The following is a 23142-nucleotide window of genomic DNA, read 5'->3' as shown; positions in this document are numbered from 1 at the left end:
AGGGCCGTGGAAGACCACCACGTCGATAGGGGGCATGTGGACGCATGGCAACATGCGAAGCTGAGCCCTACTAATCGCCCGATCGGCTTCAACTCTCTTCTCCAAGGACGCCGTGCGCAGCGGAAAGCCTGCGCCGGATGCATCTGCCGCGACCTGCCCGCCCTTCCGAGGGGGGCAGGCGCAGTCGAAGTCACGATGTCTTCCTCACTTGCCCGATCCCGCCCAACGCTCTCCGACTTGCGGGCCCCGCCCGCACGCGAACCCTTCCCGGCCCCCTGGGCTGGCTGCCGCGTTGGCTCCTCGCCGTACTGGCGCGGGCCCGCGCCGGGGAGGGACTTCTGTTTTCCTCCATCCGAGCGCCCAGGGGGCGCCTGCGCTTCCGCCATGAACGCAATCATCAAGGACCTGCGGAGCTTCCGGCGCGACTGGAAGCGGTGGTCGACGGCCGAACGGCTCGGCATCGGGATCGGCACCGCGGTTCTGGCACTCGGCCTTCTGGGCTCACTGGTCCAGGCCTGATGGTCCAGGCCTGATGGTCCGGGCCTGATGGTCCGGGCCTGATGGTCCGGCCCTGAGCCGCATTGAAGGCTCTCCCTTACCCTTTTCGCCGGGTCCGTCCAGCATCGGGACAGGCTGACGGACCATCTTTCCGGCTGTTGAGCCTGTCCGGAAACCCCTTGCCTTGCCGTGCCCGCGCGCCCTGACCGGCTGCGCCCCTGCGCGGCGGAGACCTACTTGATGGGAAGCAGAATCCAAAGAGACGGCGAGCGCGGTGCGACCGGGCGCGCGCTCGTGATCCATCCAGTCCGGCGGGGCGAGCCCCAGGGCCGCAGCCCGGAAGCGTCGCTTGCCGAGGCCGTCGGCCTTGCCAAGGCCATCGACCTCGCAGTGGTCGGCTCCATGTCCGTGAACCTCGACCGGCCGCGGCCGGCGACCCTGCTCGGCGCCGGCGCGGTGGAGCGCATCGCCGCCATGGCGTCGGGAGACGAGATGGACGGCGAGGGTGTCGACCTGGTGGTGATCGACCACCCGCTGACGCCGGTGCAGCAACGCAACCTCGAGCGCGCCTTCAAGACCAAGGTGATCGACCGCACGGGCCTGATCCTCGAGATCTTCGGCGAGCGGGCGCGCACCCGGGAGGGCCAGCTCCAGGTCGAGCTGGCGGCGCTGACCTACCAGCGATCCCGGCTGGTCCGGTCCTGGACCCACCTTGAGCGGCAGCGCGGCGGCTTCGGCTTCCTCGGCGGCCCCGGCGAAAGCCAGCTGGAGATGGACAGGCGGCTGATCTCGGACCGCATCGTGAAGCTGAAGAAGGAGCTGGAGCGCGTCCGCCGCACCCGCGGTCTGCACCGCAGGGCCCGGGAGCGGGTCCCCTACCCTGTCGTGGCGCTCGTCGGCTACACGAACGCCGGCAAGTCCACGCTGTTCAACCGGATGACGGGGGCCGGGGCGTTCGCGCACGACATGCTGTTCGCGACGCTCGACCCGACCATGCGCGCCATCGCGCTGCCCGATGGCACCAAGGCGATCCTGTCGGACACGGTGGGGTTCGTCTCGGACCTGCCGACGCATCTGGTGGCGGCGTTCCGGGCGACGCTGGAAGAGGTCCAGGCGGCCGACGTGATCCTGCACGTGCGCGACGTCTCGCACCCCGACACCGAGGCTCAGAAGCAGGACGTCGAAGATATCCTGCGCGATCTCGGCATCGAGGCAGGAACCGACGCGCGGGTCATCGAGGTCCTGAACAAGATCGACCTGCTGGCGCCGGAGGAGCGCGAGCGCGTCGAGGCCCAGGCCGCGCGCGGCGCAGCGGCTGCCATCTCGGCCCGCACCGGGGACGGCATCGAAGGGTTGAACGCGGCCATCGCTCACACGCTCGCCTCCGCGCGCGGCGTGTTCGAGATGGACGTGAACCTTGCGGAGGGCGAGACGCTGTCCTGGCTCTACGCCAAGGGATCGGTCCTCGAACGCGAGGACGAGGGCGACCAGGCCCATCTCCGGGTCGCTCTAGAGCCCTCGCAGCTGCCGGCGCTGGCACGCCGCGCGGGCATCACCCGCATGGCCCGGCTGCAGAGCTGAACCGATCGGCCGGAGACGAAAGAAGGGGGCGCCCAACGGGCGCCCCCTTTTTAGTGGGACATGCGGTTCAGCAACGGGTGCCGGGCCGGATCACCCAACCCCGCCAAGGCACTCACGGGGTTCACCACGGACATCGGAGCGACGGCGAAGGGCAAAACAGCCCGGCATCCAGTCAACAGCGCATCGCCGCCGGGACGGCCGGTCGCTGAGCGCGTATGCCGAAAGTACGGACGGCCCGCCCGTGTCCGGAGCACACCGGCTGATGGCTGCGGGCTCGCCAGAGGGCTCGCCCCTCGGCGGAAAAGCGCTATTCTCCGGCGCCACAGCAGCTGCGAGATCCATCGTGACCCTCCATGAGTTCCATGCCGGCGCCCCGGGCGTCCGTTTCACCGACTGGATGCGGGACCAGGCCGAGCCGCACTGGACCCGGATGACCACGCACCGCTTCGCGCGCGAGCTTGGCGCCGACTCGCTCGACGATGCCGTCGCCGGGCGCTATCTCGTCCAGGACTACGCCTTCGTCGGCGCTTTCGTGTCGCTGCTGGGCACGGCCATCTCGCTGGCGCCGACGATGCCGTCCAAGCGCGCCTTCGCGCAGTTCGCGGCGGCCGTCACGTCGGACGAGAACGACTTCTTCCTGCGCAGCTTCGCGGCGCTGGGCATCCCCGAGGAGGCCTGGAGCAGTCCCCGCCTGCATCCGGTCACCCGCGACTTCCTGGAGGTGCTGCAGGGGGCCGCGCGCAGCGACAGCTATCCCAGGGTGCTCGCCGTCCTCGTGGCCGCGGAATGGAGCTACCTGACCTGGGCCAAGGCCTGCCCGGCCGCGCGTCCGGGCCGCTTCTGGCTCTCCGAATGGATCGAGCTGCACGCGATCCCGCCCTTCGAGGCCTTCGTGACCTGGCTGCGCGAGGAGACCGACAGGACGGGCGCATCCGCCGGTCCCGACACGAGGCGCATGATGGGCGAGACCTTCCGGCGCATGATGGCGCTGGAGGAAGCGTTCTTCGACGCCGCCTACGAGGAGCCCGCATAGGGCGGCTGCAGGCTCTACTGGGTCGCCGCGAAGCCGTCCAGCACGGCGGCGAACTGATCCAGCGCCGCGAGGCCGCCGGGCGAGACGCCGTAGGTCCCGCGCGCGGCCTTCTCGAACCAGCCATAGACGTCCCGCAGCAGGATCGTTCCTGCGCGCTCGACCCCGGTCGCGGCGCGTATCTCGGCCACCCGGCGCGGCCCCTCGCGGGCGAGATAGGCAGCGCAGCGTAGAGCATCCTCGCGATAGGCCGTCACCACGGCGACCCCGCGCGAGCCGCCGCGGTTGTGATCGCCCGTGCGCCCGCGGAACTCGCGCAGCAGGCGCGTGCGAAGCCTCGGGTTCCGGCGCGGCTTGTACGGCCCCGGATCCGCATGGGCAGAGACGGCGGTGCCCCGCACCGTCAACAGCCCCAGGCCGAGCAGCCGGCAGAGCCGGACGGCATCGCCGCGCTGGCGCTCCCAGGCGCGGCGGGCGGCCTTGCCCTCGGATTCCGCCACGGCAACGTAGACGAGGTCGGCGATCGCCTGGCGTGCGATCGCCTGGTACAGCACCGGCAGGCCGAAGGAGAGCTTCAGCTCGACCGCGATCACGGTCTCCTCGCGCAGGGCCAGCATGTCGCAGGCCCCGACCTCCCCGCGCACCTGGAAGCCCTGGGCCTCCAGATAGGCCTTCACGGGATCGTAGAGATCGGTCTCCCTCACGGCTGCTCCCGCGCGATCTCGGCCACGATGCGCCGCAGCCAGCCATGGGCCGGCTGGCGGTCGTACCGGCCGTGCCAGACCTGCGACAGGGATGCCGCGGCCAGGGAAAGACCAGCGGGCACCGGGAACACCACAAGGCCGAAGGCCGCAGCCAGCGGCCGCGCCACGCGCCCGGGAAGCGTGCAGACGAGATCGCTGCGCGCCAGCAGCGGCCCCGCCGAGAGCAGGTGCGAGATCACGACCGCGACACGCCGCGTGCGCCCGATCGCCTCGAGCGCGCGGTCGACCGCGCCCGTCCGCTCGGCCGCGGCCGAGACCAGCAAATGCGGCCAGGCGAGATAGGCGTCGAGGTCGAGGGAAGCCACGGACGGGCCCGCGGCGGGATGGCCTGCCCGCACCATGACCGCCAGCTCGTCCCGCAGCAGCATCTGCCGGGTCATGCGCTCCGGCGGCTCCGGCAGCACGCCGAGGGCAAGCTGGATCGCGCCTTCGTCCAGCAGGGGCAGCGCGTTCCGCCGGTCGCAGTGCCGCAGCGTCAGGGCAAGGCCCGGCGCCTCGGCCGCGACGCGCGCGAGCAGCGCAGGGCCCAGCACGAACTCCGCATGGTCCGAGACGCCGAGAACCATGGCCGCCTCGGCGGAGGCGGGATCGAAGGGAAGCCGCAGGTCGAACGCCGCGCGCACGCCGTCGAGAGCGCCCAGGATCGGACGGTGCAGCTCCTCGGCCAGGGCCGTCGGCGTCATGCCGCCGGGCCCGCGCAGGAACAGCCGGTCGCCGAAGGCCGCGCGCAGTCGTGCCAGGGCGTTGCTCACGGCCGCCTGGGTCAGGTGCAGGCGCTCAGCGGCGCGGGTCACGCTGCGCTCCCTGTAGACGGCCTCGAAGACGCGCAGCAGGTTGAGATCGAACCGGGTCAGCTCCACGAGGCATTCACAGCATGAATACCACTGATCCGCAACGATGATTTCATGAATGGTCCGTTCCGGGCGATGATGCTGCCAGAATTCACCGGAGGAATCCTGCCATGGCCGCCCTTCCCGCCGTCTTCGTCTCGCACGGCTCGCCCATGATGGCGATCTCCGAAACGCCGGCGCACCGCTTCCTGACGGGGCTCGGCCGGGAGCTCGCGCGGCCGCGGGCGGTCCTCGCGGTCTCGGCCCATTGGGAGACGCGCGAGCCGCGAGCCTCGACCGTGCAGGCGCCGGAGACCATCCATGACTTCGGCGGCTTCCCCCGCGCGCTGTACGAGATCCGCTACCCGGCGCCGGGCGCGCCGGATCTCGCCCGCGAGGCGCTGGCCCTGCTGGCGGAGGCCGGGATCGAGGGACGCGAGGACGCAGGACGCGGCCTCGACCACGGCGCCTGGGTGCCGCTGTCCCTGATGTATCCCGGGGCCGATATCCCCGTGACGCAGCTTTCGGTCCAACCGCAGATGGGGGCCCGGCACCACGCCAGGCTCGGCGAGGCGCTTCGTCCGCTGCGCGAGCGCGGCGTCCTGATCCTGGCCTCCGGGTCCCTGACCCACAACCTGTTCGAGTTCTTCAGCGGCGGACGCCGTGGGAGCGACGCCGCGGTGCCGGGCTGGGTCTCGGGCTTCGGCGACTGGATGCAGGCGGCGCTGGAGGACGGGAGGACAGAGGACCTGCTGGAGTACCGGACGCGCGCGCCCGACGCAGCCCGGAACCACCCGACCGAGGAGCATCTGCTGCCTCTCTACGTCGCCCTCGGCGCCGGGAGCCGCGCGCGCCCGCTGCACCGGAGCTACGAGCATGGCGTGCTCGCCATGGATGCCTACGCCGTCGACTGAGGTACCAGAGCGCCCCTCGGACGGAGCTCCGGAAACAGGCTCAGTGCCCCCCGCCGCCGGCCATGCGGGGCCGCCGCACCAGCGGCATCAGGAGCAGCGCGGCCGCGAAGACGCCGGCCATGATCATCAGGCAGTCCGAGAAGGTCATGACGAAGGCCTCGCGCTGCACAATGCCATCGAGGATCTTCAGCGCGGCGCGCTGGGCCGCCTCCTCGGGCATGGCCGCGCCGAGCTGCGCCGCCATGCCGTCGAGCCAGTCCGGAATTCCGGGGCGGGACCAGGTCACGGAGTCGGCGAGCCGGCTCAGATGGAGCGCGAAGCGGTCCGTCAGCACGGTATTGATGGCCGCGAGCCCGATCGCCCCGCCCAGGTTGCGCATCAGGTTGTAGAGCCCGCTGGCGTTCTTGAGCTGGTCGGGCCGCAGCGTGCCGAAGGCGATCGCATTGACGGGGATGAAGCACAGCATCAGCGACAGGCCGCGGATCGCCTGGGGCAGGAAGAGCTCCCAGAAGTCGGATTCGTGCGTCAGCAGCGAGTTCAGGTAGACGCCGGTCCCGAACATCCCGAGGCCGAGCGTCAGCATGATCCGGAGATCCAGCTTCTTCGACAGCATCCCCGCGATCGGCGCCGACATGAACTGGAAGGCGCCGGTCACCGCCATGATCTCGCCGATCTGCAGGCTGTTCAGGCCGCGCACCCGCGCCAGGAAGAGCGGCGTGATATAGACCGCGCCGTAGAGGCCGATTCCGATGATGAAGCTGTAGATGCTGCCAATTGCGAAATTGCGGTCACGGAAGGCCCGCAGCTCGACGATGGGCTGCTCATAGGTCAGGACACGCGAAAAGAAGCCCAGGCCCGAGACGGCGGCGACGATCGCCAGCACCAGGATGGTCTCGTCCTCGAACCAGTCGTCGCGCGGCCCCTCCTCCATCACGTATTCAAGCGCCCCGAGGAAGCAGGCCATCAGCAGAAGGCCGGGCAGGTCGAAGCCGCGCAGCAGCGAGCGGTCGCCACGGTCGATGTCCAGGCAGGTCCAGACCAGGCTCGCGACGAGGATCCCGGGCACCACATTGATCAGGAACAGCCAGTGCCATGAGAAGGCCTGGGTGAGATAGCCGCCCAGCGTCGGGCCGAGCGTCGGCGCCATGGTCGCCACGAGCCCGATCATCACGCTGACCCCGGCCTGGCGTTCGCGCGGGAAGAGCGCATAGCTCGTCGCGAAGACCGTCGGGATCATGGCGCCGCCGAGGAAGCCCTGCAGCGCCCGGAACACGATCATGGATTCGATGTTCGAGGCGAAGGCGCAGGCCAGGCTCATCAGCGTGAACCCGGCGGCGGAGAGGGTGTAGAGGACCCGCGTCGACAGCAGACGGCCCAGGATGCCCGAGAGCGGGATCATGACGACCTCCGCGATCAGGTAAGAGGTCTGGATCCAGGAGATCTCGTCCGCGGAGGCCGAAAGGCCGGCCTGGATCTCGGACAGGCTGCTCGAGACGATCTGGATGTCCAGGATCGCCATGAACATGCCGAAGGTCATCGCCAGAAAACCCAGCTGATCCCGCGTCGAGACGACACGCGGGGCCGGGGCAGCGGCGGATGCCTGCATGGCGGCGGGCGGGGTCCCGGCCGTGCCCGCGGCGGCGCCGGTGGCCGAAGCGTCGGGCACCGCTAGCGGACCCCCGCGCCCTCGGCCGGGGCGGCTGCGGCGACCTTGGCCGCGCCGGCCGTCCCGTCGCCGCGCCCGCGAATGTCCACCGACACCTCGACCGACAGGCCAGGCCGCAGACTGCCCGCCAGCGGGTTGTCGGTGTCCAGGCGGATGCGCACGGGCAGGCGCTGCACGATCTTGGTGAAGTTGCCGGTCGCGTTCTCGGGCGGGAGCAGGCTGAACTGGCTGCCGCTCGCCGGCGCGAAGCTTTCGACGACACCGGGAACCGGCACGCCCGGGAACGCGTCGACCAATACCTCGACCCGCTGTCCCGGCCGCATGCGGGCGACCTGGGTCTCCTTGAAATTGGCGACCACGTGGACCTGGGGCAGAGGCACGACGGCCATGAGCTGCGCGCCGGGGCGCACCTGCTGGCCGAGCTGCACGGCCCGGTTCCCCACGACGCCGGCGACCGGGGCGCGGATCACCGTGTCCTCGAGCTCCCGCCGGGCAAGGTCGGCGCGGGCCTCGGTCTCGCGGATGCGGGCGATCGCCTCGGCCCGGCCGGCCTCGACGACGCCGAGCTGGTCGCGTTCGGCCGCCGCGGCGGCGCGGGCGCGCTGCAGGGCTGCCTCGGCCTTGCGCAGGTCGGCCTCGGCCAAGTCGAAGCGCTGCCGGGTCACATTGTCCGTGCTGATCAGGCTGCGGGCGCGTTCCCAGTCCTGGCGGGCCCGGCGCAGATCGGCCTCGGCCGCCGGGATGTCCGCGTCGCGCTGGGCGATCAGCGAGCGCTCCAGCGCAACCCTGCTCTCGATGGTGAGAAGGGCGGCCCGCGCCGCCTCGACAGCCGCCGTGGCCTCGTCGAGCCTCGCCCGGTAGTCGGCATCGTCAAGCCGCAGCAGGACCTCCCCCGCGGCGACGGGCTGGTTGTCGCCGACCAGCAGTTCGAGGACGGTGCCCGACACCTTGGGCGTCAGCACCGTGATGTCGCTCTCGATCTGGGCGTTGTCCGTGGATTCCAGAAAGCGGCCCGTGGTCCACCATCCCCATCCCGCATAGCCCCCGCCCCCCAGAATGCCCAGTGCCATCAGGGGAAGGAGGATCTTGCGCATGGCGGTAGCGTCCAACGGAGGGTTCGATGTCGGTAAAAACTGAACGGTTCAGTTTGTAATATGAGGTTGCCGACGGCCTATGGACTTGTCAACGGGAAACTGAACGGTTTAGTTTAGCCCCATGAGCATGACCCAACACGTACCCGCGCGGGCATCCGAAGCTGGCCCTGCCGCTGGGTCCAAGCCGGCCCAGATCCTGGCGGCTGCCCGGACCGTCTTCATGGAGCAGGGCTTCGGCGCTGCCAGCATGGACGCGATCGCCAAGGTGGCGACGGTCTCGAAGGCGACGCTGTACGCGCATTTCGAAAGCAAGGAGCAGCTCTTCGCCGACATGGTCCGGGCGGAGTGCGTGAAGCACGCGCGCCTCATGGAGGCGGCGGAGTGCGACGAAAGGGATCCGCGGGCGGCGCTGACGGAGATCGGCGCGGCGTTCCTCGGCCTGCTGATGTCCGCGCCCGCCCTGGCGGTCTACCGGATGGTCGTCTCGGAGACCCCGCGCTTCCCCGAACTCGGCCGGGTCTTCTTCGCCTCCGGGCCCGCGCGGGTACGCGAGCGGATCCTCGCCTACCTGGCCGAGGCCGGGCGCCGCGGCCTCCTTTCGGTGCCCGACCCAGCGGTCGCAGCCGAGCAGTTCATCGGGCTCCTGATGGTGCCGCTGCACATGCACCGGCTCCTCGGCGTCATCGAGGAGCCCGACGAGGCGCGGCTCCGCGTCGCGGTGGATCGCGCCGTCGAGACCTTCATGCGCGCCTACGGGCGGGGCGGCTGAGCGCGGCCCCGCCCGCGCCGTCGCGCAGCCGTCAGGTCAGCAGGACCAGCAGCACAACGATCAGCACGATAAGACCCGTGCCGCCCATCACGTACATCGTCCCCTCCGAACTGGTTCCAAACTTGGAACGGATTGTCCCCGCCTGCCGTTCCGGGCAGGCTCGTGGCCCCCGGAGGACGTGACGGCGATGCTCGAGATCTACGTGGATGGCGACGCCTGCCCGGTGAAGGACGAGGTCTGCAAGGTCGCGCGTCGGCACGGCCTGACTGTCCATATCGTGGGAAACCGGTGGCTGCGCGGCTACGATGACCCGGCGATCCGGCAGGTCGTGGTGCCGGAGGGCCCGGACGCGGCCGACGACTGGATCGCCGAGCGGATCGGCCGCGGCGACATCGCCGTGACCGCCGACATCCCCCTGGCGAAGCGCTGCCTGGACCGCGGCGCCAGGGCGCTGGGTCCGACGGGGCGCCCCCTCACGCCGGATTCTATCGGAATGGCGCTCGCCATGCGCGACCTTTCCGCCCATCTGCGGGAGACCGGGGAGATCACCGGCGGGCCGTCCGGCTTCACCCGCCAGGACCGCTCGCGCTTTCTCTCCGCGCTCGAGGACGCGATCCAGGCGGTCCGGCGCGGGCGCTGAGGCCGGGGTCGCGGCATGCTCCCGACGGCGGAAACCGGCGGCCAGTCACGAGGCGGATCCATGACCCTGACGGAGCAACTCTGGCAACTGCTCTACGGCGGCTCCCCCTTCGCCGGGTTCGCCTCCGACCTTCGTCCCGACCTGGAGAGCTGGCCCTCGGACTTGTCCCTGATTGACCGAGCGATCGACGTCCTGCAGCCGGACCTGATCGTCGAGGTCGGGAGCTGGAAGGGCCGCTCGGCAGTCCACATGGCGCGGCGCGCTTCCGCGTTCCGCCCGCTTACCATGGTCTGCGTGGACACCTGGCTGGGTTCGGTCGAGCATTGGCTGAACCCGGAATGGAAAGCCTCGCTGCTGATCCGGAACGGGCGGCCACGGATCTACGATCAGTTCATGGTGAACGTCGTCGATGCCGGTTGCGCCGATTCCGTGGTGCCGATGTCCATGCCCAGCGCCCAGGCCGCGGAGATCCTGCGGGCCCTGGGCCTGTCGATCCCGATGGTCTATCTGGACGGCGCCCATGACTTCGACTCGGTGCGCCAGGACATCGCGGCGTGGTGGCCGCTGGTGCGCCCCGGGGGCATCCTGATCGGCGACGACTACATCGAGCCCTGGTACGGCGTGATCGATGCAGCCGACGACTTCATGCGCGCCGGGGTCGGCATCGCCAACAAGGGCGTTCTCGGCAGCAAGTGGTTCGCCCAGAAGGAGGGCGGCTCGGGCTGAGACGGCCCGGCCGCCCGGCTGTTGGAAGGGGATCGGACCCACCAGCATCGGAGAAGCCCCGTGGCGCAAGACCGGAACCGGCCCGAGACCAAGGACAAGCCCGAACCCGCCGAGGACGGCCGCGAGAAGACCTTGACCGAGAAGGAAGAGGACGAGACCGGAGGCGCCAACAAGCAGGTGCCGGGTCCCGTCTACGACGTGTAAGGACCACCATGGACGCCGCCGAGGACGAGATCCGCCGCCGGGCCCATGCGATCTGGGAGGCGGAGGGCCGGCCCGAGGGTCGCCACGACGAGCATTGGCGGCAGGCCGCGTCCGAGCTCGGCCTGCCGACCCTGTCGGCTGCGGCCGCCGGGCGCCGCGATGCCCCCGCGGCCGAGGATCCGGTCTCGCCAGGCGCGTCGAGCCGCGGCCACATGGCAAGGGCCCGCCGCAAGGACGCGACCTGAGCGCTCCGCGCGGACGGCTCCCTGGCAGAAGCCAAGCCCCCGTCCGCGCATCGGCCCCCTCCCCCGGACGCCTAGGCCCGGAACAGGCGAGGTCGCTGCGATGACGGATTGCTGAGAAGACTAACGGCTGGCATGGTCGGCTGGGGAGGTCGTCGCGCAGGCGGACGGCCGGAACCCCGGGGGGAGCCGCATGCGCATCTGCCGTTTCAACGAAGACCGCCTCGGCGTCGTGGAGGGAGACGAGATCCTCGACGTGAGCGAAGCTGCCACCGTGCTGCCCGTCCTGCGATGGCCCCTGCCCCGGGGTGATCTGCTGATCGCCAACCTGCCGCGCGTCATGGAGGAAATCGAGCACCTGCGTGCCGGAGCGCGGCGGGTGCCGCTTTCCTCGGTCAGGCTGCTGAGCCCGGTCGCGAACCCGACAAAGATCGCGGCAGCCCCCGTGAACTATCTTAAGCACCTCCAGGAGGCCGAGGCCGACGCAGAGACATTCGCGCGCCATCACGTCAGGAAGATCGAGGAGGTCGGCATCTTCCTGAAAGCGTCAAGCTCTCTGGTCGGCCCTGGCGAGGGTGTCGCCATCCGTTTTCCGGACCGGCGCAACGACCATGAGATCGAGCTCGCCGTCGTGATCGGCCGGACCTGCGACCGGGTGCCGGCCGAGCATGCGCTGGACTATGTGGCGGGCTATGCCATCGCCGTGGACATGACGCTGCGCGGGCCCGAGGAGCGTTCCATGCGCAAGTCCATCGACAGCTACTCGGTCCTGGGTCCCTGGCTGGTGACGGCCGACGAGATTCCCGATCCCGCGCGGCTCTCCTTCGAACTCGGCGTGAACGGCGAGGTGCGGCAGAACGCCAATACCCGCGACCTCGTGATCGGGATCCCGCAACTGATCGCCTGGTGCTCGTCCTTCTACACCCTGTACCCAGGCGACGTGCTGATGACGGGCACGCCCGAGGGCGTCGGCCCGGTGGCGCCCGGGGACCGAATCCTGGCCAGCTTCGAAGGCATCGGCCGGATGGAGGTCACCGTCCGGGCCGCGGAATGACGCCCGCGGCAGGGCACCGCGACAAGCAGAGGAGACGCATCTTGGACACGCATCCACAGAACGCCGTCGACGCCGAAACCAGGGCGCGGCGCCAAGCTTTTTACGACAGGATCGGCCCGCACGCCATGGCGCCCCTGTGGGAGGTTCTGCGCGGGCTGGTCCCGCCCGAGCCGCGGCCTGTCGCCAAGGCGCATGTCTGGCGCTGGGACCTCGTGCGCGACTGCCTGATGGAGGCGGGACGGCTGCTGACGGCGGAAGAGGCCGAGCGCCGCGTGCTCGTCCTCGAGAACCCGGCCTATCGCGGCCAGTCGCGCGCCACCTCAACTCTCTATGCCGGCGTGCAACTCGTCCTCCCGGGCGAGGTGGCGCCCGCGCACCGCCATACCCAATCGGCCCTGCGCTTCGTGCTGGAGAGCAGCGGCGGCTACACCGCCGTGGGCGGCGAGCGCACGACGATGCGGCCCGGCGACTTCGTCACGACCCCGGCCTGGTCCTTCCACGACCACGGCAACGACACCGACGGTCCGGCCTTGTGGATGGACGTGCTCGACCTTCCCATCGTCTCGTTCTTCGAAGGCGGCTTCGCGCAGCACCACAACGACGCGCGCCAGTCGATCACGCGGCCGGAGGGCGACGCCCTGGCCCGCTACGGCTCGGGCCTGCTTCCGCTGGAGGGCGGCAGCCCATACGGCAAGAGCTCACCGGTCTTCAACTACCCCTACGAGCGGAGCCGCGAGGCGCTGGGGCGCCTGTCCCGAAGCGGCGATCCCGACGCGCACTGGGGCTATACGCTGCGCTACGCAAACCCGCTGGACGGCGGCTGGGCGCTTCCGACCATCGCATCCTGGATGACGCATCTGCCTGCCGGCCTTTCGACGGCGCCGGCGCGCTCAACGGACGGCCTGATCTGCGCGGTCGTCGAGGGCCGCGGCACCGTCTCGGCCGGCGAGCAGAAGTTGAGCTTCGGACCGCGCGACATCTTCGTCGTGCCGAACTGGACCTGGCGGACCTTTCGCGCCGAAGAGGACTGCTTCATGTTCTTCTGCTCCGACCGCGTCGTCCAGGAGAAGCTGGGGCTCTGGCGCGACGAGCGCGGACGCGCCTGATCGTCGCCCCAGGCAGCGTTAGACGAGGCCGAGGAGCCGCGGGAGGAAGAGGACCAGCCCAGGAAAGGCGATCAGCACGGCGACGCGCACGAGGTCGGCCAGGATGAAGGGAAGAATGCCCTGGATCACGGTCGGCAGCTTCAGATCCGGCATCACTGCCTGGATCACGAACAGATTCATTCCGATCGGCGGCGTGATCAGCCCGATCTCCGCCACCGTCACGACGATGATGCCGAACCAGACGGGATCATAGCCGAGCCCGGTGACGAGCTGGTACATCGGCACTACCGTGAGCAGCACCATGGACAGGCTGTCCATGAAGCAGCCGAGCACAACGTAGAAGAGGACCACCAGCAGCAGAATGCCGAGCGGCGGCAGACCCGAGCCCTGGATCGCCTGGGTCAGCGTCGCGGTGAGGCCGCTGAGCTCGATGAAGTAGTTGAAGACGCTCGCCCCGATCAGGATCAGGAAGATCATGCCGGACATCCCGGCCGTCTCGGCGATGCCCCGGCGCAGCACCGCGGCGCTGAGCCTGCCGCGGAAGAAGGTGACGAGGAGCGTGCCGCCGGCACCGACCGCGGCGGCCTCGGTCGGCGAGAAGACTTGCCCGTAGATGCCGCCGATGACCACGACGATCAACAGCGCCGCGTCCCAGATGCGCAGCAGTGCCCTCCCCCGCTGGCGCCAGGGCAGCCGCGGCCCCGGTGGCGCCAGATGCGGCCTGCGCGTCACCTGCAGGAGAACCGCCGCCATGTACAGCGCCGTTGCGACCAGCCCCGGGATCAGGGCTGCCGAGAAGAGCGCCCCAATCGACTGCCCCGTCAGAAGTGCGTAGAGCGCCAGGATGATCGAGGGCGGGATCAGCACGCCCAGCGTCCCTCCAGCCGCCACCGAGGCCGAGAGCAGGCTGTCGGCATAGCCGCGCGCCCGCATCTCCGGCATTGCGACGCGACCCATGGTGGCGGCCGTCGCGAGAGACGACCCGCAGATCGCGCCGAAGCCCGCGGAGGCGCCGATCGTCGCGATGGCGACGCCGCCGCGCCAATGGCCGACCAGCGCCTGCACCCCGCCGTAGAGATTTCCCGAGAGGCCGGAGAAGGCCGCGAAGACGCCCATGAAGATGAACAGCGGCACGATCTCCATACCGGCGCTCGACACCGCCTCGAAGGGCAGGTTCGCCAGGATGTAGGAGGCTTGCGCCCATCCGCCGAGCGCGATCGAGCCGATCACCCCGACGAAGGCCATGGCGAGCGCGATCGGCACCCGCACTGCGATCAGGCCGAGCACGGCGAGGAAGCCGATGATCCCCGCGAGACCGGAACTCATCCGAACGGCTCCTCATGGGTGGCGCTGCCGGTCCTGAGGGCCAATCCGGCCCGCCAGAGACAGGCCAGTATCGCGAGGCCGAGGCCGGCCAGAAAGATGGCGTCGTAGAGAACGACGGGCAGGCGCAGGTTCAGCGTCGTGTCCCCATAGGCGAGGTGGATGGCCGCGCTCTGCCAGGCGAGCCAAGCGAGGAACGCGAAGAAGACCGCACCCGCGAGCGAGGTTGCGACTTCCATCGCCGTCTGCAGGCGCGGCGGAAACCGCTCGACCAGCAGGTCCACGCTGACATGCGTGCCGCGGATGAAGCCGTAGGGGATCGAGGCGGACGCCGCCGTGACGAGGCAGAGCCGGGTGATGTCGGCGGTGTCCACGAAGGCGCCGCCCACGACCCTGCGCCAGACGATGTCCGCAACGGTCAGCAGGATCGCCACGACGAGGCTGGCCACCCCCAGCACGGCGCAGAGCCAGACGAACCGCGCCAGGGCATCGCGCGGCCGCGCGATGCCCGAGCCCGCCTCAGGCGCGTCGCCTCCCAGTCCCATGTCCGTCATTCCCGCAGCGTCACCCCGTGGCTTCACCTAGACTTCTGCTGCGCCAGCTGGAGCATCTTCTGGTACAGCGCCTCGGGATCCTTCACGCCCTCCGCCTTCACGCTCTGGAGATACTGCGCGATCATGGGCTGAAGCTGCTGGCGCCACTGCTCGCGCGTCTCCTGGCCGACCTCGACGACGGCATGGCCGCGCTTCACTGCGTCCTGCTTGCCGATCGCGTCCCACTTGTCCCACCACGGGCCGATCTTCGGCTGCAGGGCGTCGCCGGTCGTCTCGTCGATGACCTGCCGCACCTCCTGGGGAAGGGCGTCGTAGCTGCGCCTGTTCATCACGGTATAGAAGGCGGCGGCGTAGAGCCGGGCGTCCGTATGATGCTTCAGCACTTCGTTGGCGCGCACGGCGGCCACGAGATCCCAGGTCGTGGCCAGACCGTCCAGCGCGCCGCGCTCCAGGCTCTCGTAGATCTGGGCGGGCGGCATGCCGACGGGGCTCGCACCGAGGAACTCCAGCATCGCGTTGACGGCCGGGCCGGGCGAGCGGATGCGCATGCCGCGCAGATCCTCGAGCGTGCGCACGGGGCGGTTGACCGTGTGGAACAGCCCGCCATGGTGCGTCATCAGCATGAGCACCTTGAAGTCGTCGTACTCGTTGCCGAGATCGCCGCTCCGGTAGAGCTGCCAGAGGGCGGCCGAGCCCGCCTCGGCCCGCTCGACGACGAAGGGCAGCTCGATGAGCGAAGTGTGCGGGAACCGGCCGCGCGGGATGCCCGACAGGCCGAAAGCGATGTCGACGATGCCCGCGCGGGCCTGGTCGGCCTGGCGCTCGGCCTTGCCGAAGGCACTGCTGACGGGGAAGATCTCGAAATTGACGGCGCCGCCGGTGCGCGCCTTCACCTCCTCGGCCCAGGGCCGCAGGAAGTCGGTCTCGATCCCGTGGGTCGGCGCCAGATAATGGCTGATCTTCAGGACGCGCCGCTGCGCCCGGACGATGGCGGGCATGGACACGGCCCCCGCAAGGGCGGCGGATCCCGCCAGAAAGGCGCGACGGGTCGCGATCGATGCCATCTGCATTCCTCCCGATTTATTTCAATCGGTTATGGCACCAATCGTTATCACCGACAATGGTTCGCAGGGCGACCGATCAGAAGCGCCGCGGAGGGCGGGCGCGCCCGGACCCAGCCCCTCAGATCTCCACCTGGGTGCCCAGCTCGAGGACGCGGTTGACCGGCAGCCGGAAATAGTCCGGGGCCGAGCTGGCGGCGCGGGACAGCACCGCGAAGGTCTTCGCCCGCCAGGGCGGCAGCGATGAGCGGCCCGCCGGCACGACGATCTCCCGGCTGAGGAAGTAGGAGGTCGAGAGCGGCTCGTAGAAGAAGCCGAGCTCGTCCCGCTTGGCGTTGGCCAGCGCCTTCGGCACGTCCGGATCCTCCATGAACCCGAAATTCAGCAGGATCCGGTGAAGCCCGTCGCTGAGCTTCTCGGCCTCCACCCGCCGCTCCGGAGGGACCGTCGGGCTTTCGGAGACCACGACCTTCAGCAGCACGACCCGTTCATGCAGGACCTGGTTGTGCTTGAGGTTGTGCAGCAGCGCGGGCGGCACGCCGTCCGCGGCCGAGGTCAGGAACACGGCCGTGCCCTTGACGCGCACGGCGCGGCCCGACAGCGCACCGATGAACTCGGCCGCGGGCGGCGCGTCGGCGATGATGCGCTCGCGCATGGTGTCGCGCCCGCGCTTCCATGTCCGCAGCACCGTGAAGAGCACGACCCCGACCGCCAGGGGGAACCACCCGCCATGGGTGATCTTGGTGGCATTGGCCAGGAAGAACGCCAGGTCGACCAGGGCGAAGGATCCGGCGGCGATCATGGCGATGCGCTTTCGCCATCCCCAGAGATGGACCATCACGAAGCCCAGCATCACCGAGGTGATCAGCATGGTGCCCGTGACCGCGATGCCGTAGGCCGACGCCAGGTTGCTGGAGGACTGGAAGCCGAGGACCAGGCCGGTCACGCCGGCCAGCAGCATCCAGTTCACGAAGGGCAGGTAGATCTGGCCGATCTCGCGCTCGGAGGTGTGGATGATCGTCATGCGCGGCAGGTAGCCGAGCTGGATGGCCTGCCGCGTGACCGAGAAGGCGCCGGTGATCACCGCCTGGGACGCGATCACCGCCGCCGCGGTCGCGAGGCCCACCAGCGGCAGGGCCGCCCAGTCCGGCGCCATGCGGAAGAACGGGTTCTCGACCGCCCCGGGATCCGACAGGAGCAGCGCGCCCTGGCCGAAATAGTTCAGCAGCAGCGACGGCCAGACCAGCAGGTACCAGGCAAGCCGGATCGGCAGCTTCCCGAAATGCCCCATGTCGGCATAGAGCGCCTCGGCCCCGGTCACGGCCAGGACGACGGAGCCGAAGGCCAGGAAGGCCGTGAAGCCGTCCTGGGCGATGAAGCTCAGCGCATAGTGGGGCGACACCGCCAGCAGGACGCCCGGCGCGTTCCCGATATTGGCGATGCCGAGCCAGGCGAGCGTCAGGAACCAGAGCAGCATGACGGGACCGAACAGCTTGCCGACCATCGCCGAGCCATGCCGCTGGATCATGAAGAGCAGGACCAGGACCACCAGCGTCAATGGCTCGACCGCGCTCGCGAGCTCCGGCCGCCCGACCTGCAGGCCCTCCACCGCGCTCAGGACGGAGATCGCCGGGGTGATGACGCTGTCGCCGTAGAACAGCGCGGCGGCGAAGATGCCGCAGGCCCCGACTGCGGCGGCCAGGCCGGGCAGCCGCTCCACCGCGCGCCCCAGCAGCGCCAGCAGCGCCAGGCTGCCGCCCTCGCCGCGGTTGTCCGCCCGCATGATCAGGGCGACGTACTTGATCGAGACCACCACCATCAGCGACCAGAAGACGAGGGACAGCACGCCGAGGACGTGCGCCCGGTCGAGCACCAGCGGATGCGGCCCCGCGAAGGTCTCCTTGATCGCGTAGAGCGGGCTGGTGCCGATGTCGCCGAAGACGACGCCGATGGCCCCGACGAGCAGGGTGCCGAAGGACGAGCGGCGATGCTCGGCCGCGTCGGGGGTCAGGGTCTGCGAGGTCATGACGATCCTTGTTTGGCGCCATATAAGACCATTTTGCGCCTGCGAAAAGCAAAAGAGGCCGCCCCCGACGACGTTGCGTCGCAGGGAGCGGCCTCTTCACAGGTCACGGCCAGGCTCCGTCGGGGCCGGGCAATGCCCATCCGGGCTCAGGCGCCTTCGGCGCGCGCCTCCCGCCCGGCGGGCTGGCCCGCCTCGTCCGTGCCCCGGCGCAGCCGGTGCTCGCCGAGATAAAGGAGGATCGGCGCCGCGATGAAGATGGAGGACGAGGTCGCCAGCACCACGCCGAACAGCAGGACCAGGGCGAACTCCTCCAGCGCCTCGCCGCCGAACAGTGCCAGCGGCACGATCGACAGGAAGATCGCGAGAGAGGTTGCGATGGTCCTTCCCATGGTCTCGTTGATGCTGCGGTCGATCAGCTCGCCCAGCGGCATCTTCCGGTAGAGCCGCAGGTTCTCGCGCACCCGGTCGTAGACCACGACCTTGTCGTTGATCGAGAAGCCCATGATCGTGAGGATCGCCGCGATGGCCACCAGATTGAATTGGAGGCCCGTCAGGGCGAAGAAGCCGATCGTCTTGGTCACGTCCAGCAGCATGGTCACGACCGCGCCCACGCCGAACTGCCATTCGAAGCGGAACCAGATGTAGCCCAGCATGGCGACCGCCGCGATCGCCAGCGCGATCATGCCGTCGCGGAACAGCTCGCCGCTGACCGAGGCGCCGACGGATTCGACCCGGCGCACCGTGGTGCCCGGGAACTCCCGGGCCAGGGTTTCCTGGACGGTCCGGACGGCGGTCTGCTGCTGCGCCTCGCCGCCGGGCTGGCGCTCGAGGCGGATCAGCACGTCGGTGGGCGCGCCGAACTGCTGGAGCTGCACGGGGCCGAGGTTCAGCCGGCCAACGGACTCGCGAAGCGTCGCGAAGTCGGCGGGCTGCTCGGTGCGGATCTCGATGGCGATGCCGCCCGCGAAGTCGATGCCGTAGTTCAGCCCCGGCTTGAAGAACAGCCCGATGGAGGCCAGGCTGAGGATCACCGACATGATCAGCCCCGCCTTCTTGCCCCGCATGAAGGGGATCTTCGTCTCATGGGGCAGCAGCTCGAAGCGCGAGCTGACCGGCAGCGCCGCCGGCCGCTTGCGCCGCAGCCAGTTCACCATCAGCAGCCGCGTCACGACCGTCGCCGTGAACATCGAGGTCAGGATGCCGAAGGTGATGGTGACCGCAAAGCCGCGGATCGCGCCCGTACCGACCGCGTACAGGATCGCCATCTTGATCAGCGTCGTCAGGTTCGAGTCCGTGATCGTCGCGAAGGCGCGGGAGAACCCGGCCTCCATCGCCGCGAAGGGCGAGCGGCCGCGCCGCGTCTCCTCGCGGATGCGCTCGTTGATCAGGATGTTGGCGTCCACCGACATGCCGAGGGTCAGCAGGATGCCGGCGATGCCGGGCAGCGTCAGCGTGGCCTCGAGCAGGCTCAGGATCGCCACGGTCAGGAATAGGTTGAAGATCAGCGCGACATTCGCATAGATGCCGAACCGGCCGTACTTCAGCGCCATGAAGCCGACCACCAGCACGAAGCCGACGATGCAGGACAGGATGCCGGCGCGGATGGAATCGGCGCCGAGATCCGGGCCGATGGTACGCTCCTCGACGATGGTCAGCGGGGCCGGCAGGGCGCCGGCGCGCAGCAGCACTGCCAGCTCGGTCGCGGACTGCGCGGTGTAGCTGCCGCTGATCTGGCCGCTGCCGCCGGTGATCGGCTCGCGGATCACGGGGGCGCTGATCACCTTGTCGTCGAGCACGATGGCGAAGGGACGGCCGACATTGTTCCGCGTCACATCGGCAAAGCGCCTGGCGCCCACGGAGTCGAACGAGAAGTTGACGACCCAGCCGCCGGTGCGCTGGTCCATGCTGGCGTTCGCGTCCGACAGGTTGGCGCCGTCCACCTCGACCTTGCGCCGGACCAGCATTCTCTGGCCGCGGGCACTGGAATCCGTGGAGACCAGCCATTCCGTGCCCGGAGGCGCGGTGCCGGTGACGCCCTGGTCGTCGGCGAGCAGGCGGAAGGTCATCTTCGCGGTCTGGCCGAGCAGCCGCTTGATGCGCGACGGGTCGGCGACGCCGGGAAGCTGAACCAGGATGCGCTGTGCCCCCTGGCGCGCGACGATCGGCTCGTTCACGCCGGTCTCGTCGATGCGCCGCCGCACGATCTCGAGCGACTGCTCGACAGCGCGGGAGGCGCGGGCCTGGAGCGCCACATCGGAGAGCCGGATGGTGATCAGCCCGTCGGGCGCGGCGTCGAAGGAGAACTCGGCGCGCGGAACCCCGTCCGGACCGGGCGTCGCCGCCAGCAGGTCGCCCAGCGCGCCGCGCAGCACATCGACCTGGGACGGATCCGACAGCCGCACGGAGACCGCATCGCCGCGCACGCCGAGGTCGGTGTATCGCAGGCCAGCCGAGCGCAGGGCCGTCCGAGCCGCCTCGACCGCCGCGTCAAGGCGCTCGCGCGCGACCGCCTGGGTGTCGACCTCCAGCAGCAGGTACGATCCGCCCTGCAGGTCGAGGCCGAGATTGACATGGGGATGCGGCGCCCAGCTCGGCAGCGTGCCCTGGGGAATGAAGTTGGGGATCGTCAGCAGCACGCCGAGCGCGCAGATCACGACGATCACGGTCGTCTTGAATCGCGAGAAATGAAGCATCGTGTACCTCGCCCCTCCGGGCGTGGGAGACTGTACGTGTCCCAGGCGCCGATGGTGCCGGGGACGTCGGGCAGGACCTGTAGATCAGGCCACTGGCGGTCCCGTCGGCTGACAGGCACCCCGCCGGCCCGCCAGCGCGGCCGGCACGTCCGAGAAGAGGGGCGCGGCCCCGGCGCCGTCGCACGCCGTCGAAGCGGTGCCCAGGGCACCGACGAAGGCCGAGGGAGGGTCCAGCTCGGCCGGCGTCGGAAGCCAGGGCTTCGGAGAGGCCAGGGTTGCCCTTCGCGGGTCCGGGCGGCCGATGCCCTTGGCGAGCCCGTCGCGCTCGGCCCGCAGAAGCGGCGCCTCGGCCCCGACGCCCAGAGCGCCGGCGACCTGCGAGCCGCCCCGCCCACCCGGCGGGCCCGAGCCCAGTGCCAGAAGGACGAAGACGGCAGAGGCCAGCGCGGCAATGGCCCGCGAGACCGGGGCGGAGCCCCGGACGCGCAGCATCCATTTCGTCGAAAAGGATCCCGGGCCGGCCATCGGCCGCACCATGGACCAGCGCGGCCATGTTGTACACCGCGATATACGGAGCCTAATGAGGGACACCGATGGGTCTTCCCGCCCTCCGGCACTGGGGGCACGGCCGGTCGCGGAGCCGCGCCGTGGTGCGGAGCGGCCGTGCCGGTTGTTGAACCCGGCGGGACGATGCCGACACGGGGGAACGCCGCCATGCCCGACCCTGCCAGCGCCCCGCACGCCGGGGACTTTCCTCATGTGGTGGTGATCGGCGCCGGCTTCGCCGGGCTGAGCCTGGCGCAGACCCTGGGCGGCAGCGGCATCCGGGTCACGGTGATCGACCGGCGCAACTACCATCTCTTCGTGCCGCTGCTCTATCAGGTGGCCACCGCGGCGCTGTCGCCGGCGGACATCGCCGAACCCATCCGGCACGTCCTGAACCGCCATCGGAACGTCGAAGTGATCCTGGGCGAGGTCGTCGGAATCGACGTCGAACGCCGCATGGTCCGCCTGGCCGAGGGCGGCTTCGTGCCCTATGACCGGCTCGTGATCGCGACCGGCTCGACCCACAGCTATTTCGGCCGGGACGAATGGGCGCGCCATGCCCCTGGTTTGAAGACCATCGAGGATGCCCGGACGATCCGCACCCGGCTGCTCACCGCCTTCGAGCGCGCCGAGATGTGCCCCGACGGGGAGCGGCGCGGGATGCTGATGACCACCGTGGTGGTCGGCGGCGGACCGACCGGCGTCGAGATGGCGGGCTCGATCGCGGAGCTGGCGCGCCATACCCTGGCGCGCGACTTCCGGCGCATCGATCCCCGGGCCGCCAAGGTATACCTGGTGGAAGCCGGCCCCCGGATCCTGCCGAGCTTCCCCGAGCCGCTCGCCTCCTACGCGCACCGCGCGCTCGAGCGCAAGGGGGTGACGGTGCTGACCGGGCGCAAGGTTGTGGACATCGGGCCCGAGCAGGTCCAGGTGGACACGACCCTCATTCCGGCCGGCACGATCGTCTGGGGCGCCGGCGTCGCCGCATCGCCCGCCGGGCGGTGGCTGGGCGTGGAGACCGACCGCGCCGGGCGCATCCGGGTGGCGCCCGACCTGTCGGTGCCGGGGCTGGACGGGGTCTATGCGCTGGGCGACACGGCGCTGGCCATGGGCGAGGACGGCAGCCCCCTGCCCGGCTTGGCCCAGGTCGCCAAGCAGCAGGGCGAGCATCTCGGGCGGGCGCTGGCAGCCAGCATCCGGCACGGCGAGCCCATGCCGCCCTTCCGCTTCCGGAACCGCGGCAACACGGCGATCATCGGGCGAAACGCCGCCGTCTTCGACTTCGGACGACGCCAGCTCAGAGGCTTCCTCGCCTGGGTGCTCTGGGCCATCGTCCATGTCTATCTGCTCGTCGGCTTCGAGAAGCGCCTGCTGGTCAGCATCCAATGGCTCTGGCGCTATGCGACCCATCAGCGCGGCGCCAGGCTGATCACCGACCCGGCACCGGGAGAGGCGAGCACCCCGGCCGTGGCAGCACCCATGCGCGGGACGGCAGCCGTCCCCCGCGGCCGGAGCTGAACGCCGCCTGCACCAAAGAACCTGCCGTCTGCAGAGAAGCCGCAGGCCGGCGGAATTCCCGACGCTGCGGCGCCACCGCGGTATTGAGCCGGAATGGGCGTCCGCCCGAAGGAACGGGGGACGCGCAGGGGGACCGGGAGATACCCGCCTTGCCGTCGAGACTGAGCCGACGGCCGGCGGCGCGCCGCGGAACTGGGAGACTTGGCATCAGGCGCCGGCGACCGACCTCATGGAGTGGACGGTCAGCAGCCCACCTCCCATGCACGCATTCAACGAGTTGCCCCGGATCTCCTGAACAGCGAT

The 23142-nt window shown here is 70.1% G+C and carries 22 protein-coding genes and 1 rRNA gene; 13 read left to right on the top strand and 10 right to left on the bottom strand.

Annotated elements, in window-relative coordinates; translation table 11 throughout:
• From JUB13_RS29280 to JUB13_RS29270, 4 genes are all read left to right on the top strand, one after another.
• A 23S ribosomal RNA gene (locus JUB13_RS29280) occupies nucleotides 1–95 on the top strand; the annotation flags it as partial.
• Nucleotides 96–384: 289 nt separating this feature from the next.
• Nucleotides 385–519: a hypothetical protein gene (locus tag JUB13_RS31935; protein WP_268914438.1), complete on the top strand. Its 135-nt coding sequence runs from the start codon at nucleotides 385–387 to the stop codon at nucleotides 517–519.
• Between the two features lie 219 nt (nucleotides 520–738).
• The gene (gene hflX, locus JUB13_RS29275; RefSeq protein ID WP_207485744.1) at nucleotides 739–2079 is read left to right on the top strand and encodes a GTPase HflX; all 1341 of its coding nucleotides are present in this window, start codon (nucleotides 739–741) and stop codon (nucleotides 2077–2079) included.
• 343 nt (nucleotides 2080–2422) lie between these two features.
• A complete protein-coding gene (locus JUB13_RS29270) occupies nucleotides 2423–3112 on the top strand; it encodes a TenA family protein (protein ID WP_207485742.1) in 690 nt (229 codons plus the stop codon).
• A gap of 14 nt (nucleotides 3113–3126) precedes the next feature.
• On the opposite strand, the gene JUB13_RS29265 is transcribed toward JUB13_RS29270, so the two are convergent.
• Both JUB13_RS29265 and JUB13_RS29260 read right to left on the bottom strand, forming a co-directional pair.
• Entirely contained in the window at nucleotides 3127–3813 is a 687-nt protein-coding gene (locus JUB13_RS29265; RefSeq protein ID WP_207485740.1) for a DUF2161 family putative PD-(D/E)XK-type phosphodiesterase, read from the bottom strand.
• Entirely contained in the window at nucleotides 3810–4733 is a 924-nt protein-coding gene (locus JUB13_RS29260) for a LysR family transcriptional regulator (RefSeq protein ID WP_207485738.1), read from the bottom strand. The genes JUB13_RS29265 and JUB13_RS29260 overlap by 4 nt, the downstream gene beginning before the upstream one ends.
• Nucleotides 4734–4834: 101 nt before the next feature.
• Here JUB13_RS29260 and JUB13_RS29255 point away from each other — a divergent pair, with 101 nt between their 5' ends.
• The gene (locus JUB13_RS29255) at nucleotides 4835–5617 is read left to right on the top strand and encodes a DODA-type extradiol aromatic ring-opening family dioxygenase (RefSeq protein ID WP_207485736.1); all 783 of its coding nucleotides are present in this window, start codon (nucleotides 4835–4837) and stop codon (nucleotides 5615–5617) included.
• A gap of 40 nt (nucleotides 5618–5657) precedes the next feature.
• Here the strand turns inward: JUB13_RS29255 and JUB13_RS29250 are convergent, their stop codons facing one another.
• Nucleotides 5658–7223, bottom strand: a complete 1566-nt coding sequence (locus tag JUB13_RS29250) for a DHA2 family efflux MFS transporter permease subunit (RefSeq protein WP_207485756.1) — start codon at nucleotides 7221–7223, stop codon at nucleotides 5658–5660.
• Nucleotides 7224–7285: 62 nt separating this feature from the next.
• The gene (locus JUB13_RS29245; RefSeq protein WP_207485735.1) at nucleotides 7286–8377 is read right to left on the bottom strand and encodes an HlyD family secretion protein; all 1092 of its coding nucleotides are present in this window, start codon (nucleotides 8375–8377) and stop codon (nucleotides 7286–7288) included.
• 121 nt (nucleotides 8378–8498) lie between these two features.
• Between JUB13_RS29245 and JUB13_RS29240 the strand changes: the two genes are divergently transcribed.
• The 7 genes from JUB13_RS29240 (at nucleotide 8499) to gtdA (ending at nucleotide 13118) form a co-directional block, all read left to right on the top strand.
• Nucleotides 8499–9146 carry a TetR/AcrR family transcriptional regulator gene (locus JUB13_RS29240; RefSeq protein ID WP_236025315.1) on the top strand — a complete coding sequence of 216 codons (648 nt, stop codon included), beginning with the start codon at nucleotides 8499–8501 and terminating at the stop codon, nucleotides 9144–9146.
• 187 nt (nucleotides 9147–9333) lie between these two features.
• Entirely contained in the window at nucleotides 9334–9786 is a 453-nt protein-coding gene (locus tag JUB13_RS29235; protein ID WP_207485733.1) for a YaiI/YqxD family protein, read from the top strand.
• A 60-nt stretch (nucleotides 9787–9846) separates the two neighbouring features.
• Nucleotides 9847–10512: a class I SAM-dependent methyltransferase gene (locus JUB13_RS29230; RefSeq protein WP_207485730.1), complete on the top strand. Its 666-nt coding sequence runs from the start codon at nucleotides 9847–9849 to the stop codon at nucleotides 10510–10512.
• A gap of 60 nt (nucleotides 10513–10572) precedes the next feature.
• Complete coding sequence (locus JUB13_RS29225) at nucleotides 10573–10716, top strand: hypothetical protein (RefSeq protein ID WP_207485728.1); 144 nt, start codon at nucleotides 10573–10575, stop codon at nucleotides 10714–10716.
• 8 nt (nucleotides 10717–10724) lie between these two features.
• Nucleotides 10725–10961 carry a DUF2934 domain-containing protein gene (locus JUB13_RS29220; protein WP_207485726.1) on the top strand — a complete coding sequence of 79 codons (237 nt, stop codon included), beginning with the start codon at nucleotides 10725–10727 and terminating at the stop codon, nucleotides 10959–10961.
• A gap of 190 nt (nucleotides 10962–11151) precedes the next feature.
• The gene (locus JUB13_RS29215; RefSeq protein WP_207485724.1) at nucleotides 11152–12012 is read left to right on the top strand and encodes a fumarylacetoacetate hydrolase family protein; all 861 of its coding nucleotides are present in this window, start codon (nucleotides 11152–11154) and stop codon (nucleotides 12010–12012) included.
• A gap of 41 nt (nucleotides 12013–12053) precedes the next feature.
• Entirely contained in the window at nucleotides 12054–13118 is a 1065-nt protein-coding gene (gene gtdA, locus JUB13_RS29210) for a gentisate 1,2-dioxygenase (protein ID WP_236025314.1), read from the top strand.
• A gap of 18 nt (nucleotides 13119–13136) precedes the next feature.
• On the opposite strand, the gene JUB13_RS29205 is transcribed toward gtdA, so the two are convergent.
• The 6 genes from JUB13_RS29205 to JUB13_RS29180 form a co-directional block, all read right to left on the bottom strand.
• Nucleotides 13137–14444: a TRAP transporter large permease gene (locus JUB13_RS29205; RefSeq protein ID WP_207485720.1), complete on the bottom strand. Its 1308-nt coding sequence runs from the start codon at nucleotides 14442–14444 to the stop codon at nucleotides 13137–13139.
• A complete protein-coding gene (locus tag JUB13_RS29200) occupies nucleotides 14441–14986 on the bottom strand; it encodes a TRAP transporter small permease (protein WP_207485718.1) in 546 nt (181 codons plus the stop codon). Before JUB13_RS29200 ends, JUB13_RS29205 begins: the two co-directional genes overlap by 4 nt.
• Nucleotides 14987–15018: 32 nt before the next feature.
• The gene (locus tag JUB13_RS29195; protein ID WP_207485716.1) at nucleotides 15019–16059 is read right to left on the bottom strand and encodes a TRAP transporter substrate-binding protein; all 1041 of its coding nucleotides are present in this window, start codon (nucleotides 16057–16059) and stop codon (nucleotides 15019–15021) included.
• 118 nt (nucleotides 16060–16177) lie between these two features.
• On the bottom strand, nucleotides 16178–18082 hold the full coding sequence (locus JUB13_RS29190; protein ID WP_207485714.1) for a potassium transporter Kup: 1905 nt from the start codon (nucleotides 18080–18082) through the stop codon (nucleotides 16178–16180).
• A gap of 146 nt (nucleotides 18083–18228) precedes the next feature.
• On the bottom strand, nucleotides 18229–20775 hold the full coding sequence (gene secD / locus JUB13_RS29185; RefSeq protein WP_207485712.1) for a protein translocase subunit SecD: 2547 nt from the start codon (nucleotides 20773–20775) through the stop codon (nucleotides 18229–18231).
• Nucleotides 20776–20859: 84 nt separating this feature from the next.
• A complete protein-coding gene (locus JUB13_RS29180) occupies nucleotides 20860–21267 on the bottom strand; it encodes a hypothetical protein (RefSeq protein WP_207485710.1) in 408 nt (135 codons plus the stop codon).
• A gap of 222 nt (nucleotides 21268–21489) precedes the next feature.
• Between JUB13_RS29180 and JUB13_RS29175 the strand changes: the two genes are divergently transcribed.
• Nucleotides 21490–22839, top strand: coding sequence for an NAD(P)/FAD-dependent oxidoreductase (locus JUB13_RS29175; RefSeq protein ID WP_207485708.1), 1350 nt, complete (start codon nucleotides 21490–21492; stop codon nucleotides 22837–22839).
• The last annotated feature ends 303 nt before the right edge of the window (nucleotides 22840–23142 follow it).

Source organism: Arenibaculum pallidiluteum (genome assembly GCF_017355985.1).
Taxonomy (GTDB): Bacteria; Pseudomonadota; Alphaproteobacteria; order Azospirillales; family Azospirillaceae; genus Arenibaculum; species Arenibaculum pallidiluteum.
Note: the sequence above shows the minus strand (reverse complement) of the source record. Positions and strands in the feature narration are given on the sequence as shown.

Coding starts and splice junctions, on each gene's coding strand:
- JUB13_RS29245 (WP_207485735.1), bottom strand. CDS start 8,377: ATGCGCAAGATCCTCCTTCCCCTGATGGCACTGGGCATTCTGGGGGGC.
- JUB13_RS29255 (WP_207485736.1), top strand. CDS start 4,835: ATGGCCGCCCTTCCCGCCGTCTTCGTCTCGCACGGCTCGCCCATGATG.
- JUB13_RS29190 (WP_207485714.1), bottom strand. CDS start 18,082: ATGACCTCGCAGACCCTGACCCCCGACGCGGCCGAGCATCGCCGCTCG.
- JUB13_RS31935 (WP_268914438.1), top strand. CDS start 385: ATGAACGCAATCATCAAGGACCTGCGGAGCTTCCGGCGCGACTGGAAG.
- JUB13_RS29250 (WP_207485756.1), bottom strand. CDS start 7,223: ATGCAGGCATCCGCCGCTGCCCCGGCCCCGCGTGTCGTCTCGACGCGG.
- JUB13_RS29220 (WP_207485726.1), top strand. CDS start 10,725: ATGGACGCCGCCGAGGACGAGATCCGCCGCCGGGCCCATGCGATCTGG.
- JUB13_RS29195 (WP_207485716.1), bottom strand. CDS start 16,059: ATGGCATCGATCGCGACCCGTCGCGCCTTTCTGGCGGGATCCGCCGCC.
- JUB13_RS29200 (WP_207485718.1), bottom strand. CDS start 14,986: ATGGGACTGGGAGGCGACGCGCCTGAGGCGGGCTCGGGCATCGCGCGG.
- JUB13_RS29205 (WP_207485720.1), bottom strand. CDS start 14,444: ATGAGTTCCGGTCTCGCGGGGATCATCGGCTTCCTCGCCGTGCTCGGC.
- JUB13_RS29235 (WP_207485733.1), top strand. CDS start 9,334: ATGCTCGAGATCTACGTGGATGGCGACGCCTGCCCGGTGAAGGACGAG.
- JUB13_RS29230 (WP_207485730.1), top strand. CDS start 9,847: ATGACCCTGACGGAGCAACTCTGGCAACTGCTCTACGGCGGCTCCCCC.
- JUB13_RS29175 (WP_207485708.1), top strand. CDS start 21,490: ATGCCCGACCCTGCCAGCGCCCCGCACGCCGGGGACTTTCCTCATGTG.
- JUB13_RS29215 (WP_207485724.1), top strand. CDS start 11,152: ATGCGCATCTGCCGTTTCAACGAAGACCGCCTCGGCGTCGTGGAGGGA.
- JUB13_RS29240 (WP_236025315.1), top strand. CDS start 8,499: ATGAGCATGACCCAACACGTACCCGCGCGGGCATCCGAAGCTGGCCCT.
- JUB13_RS29180 (WP_207485710.1), bottom strand. CDS start 21,267: ATGCTGCGCGTCCGGGGCTCCGCCCCGGTCTCGCGGGCCATTGCCGCG.
- hflX (WP_207485744.1), top strand. CDS start 739: ATGGGAAGCAGAATCCAAAGAGACGGCGAGCGCGGTGCGACCGGGCGC.
- secD (WP_207485712.1), bottom strand. CDS start 20,775: ATGCTTCATTTCTCGCGATTCAAGACGACCGTGATCGTCGTGATCTGC.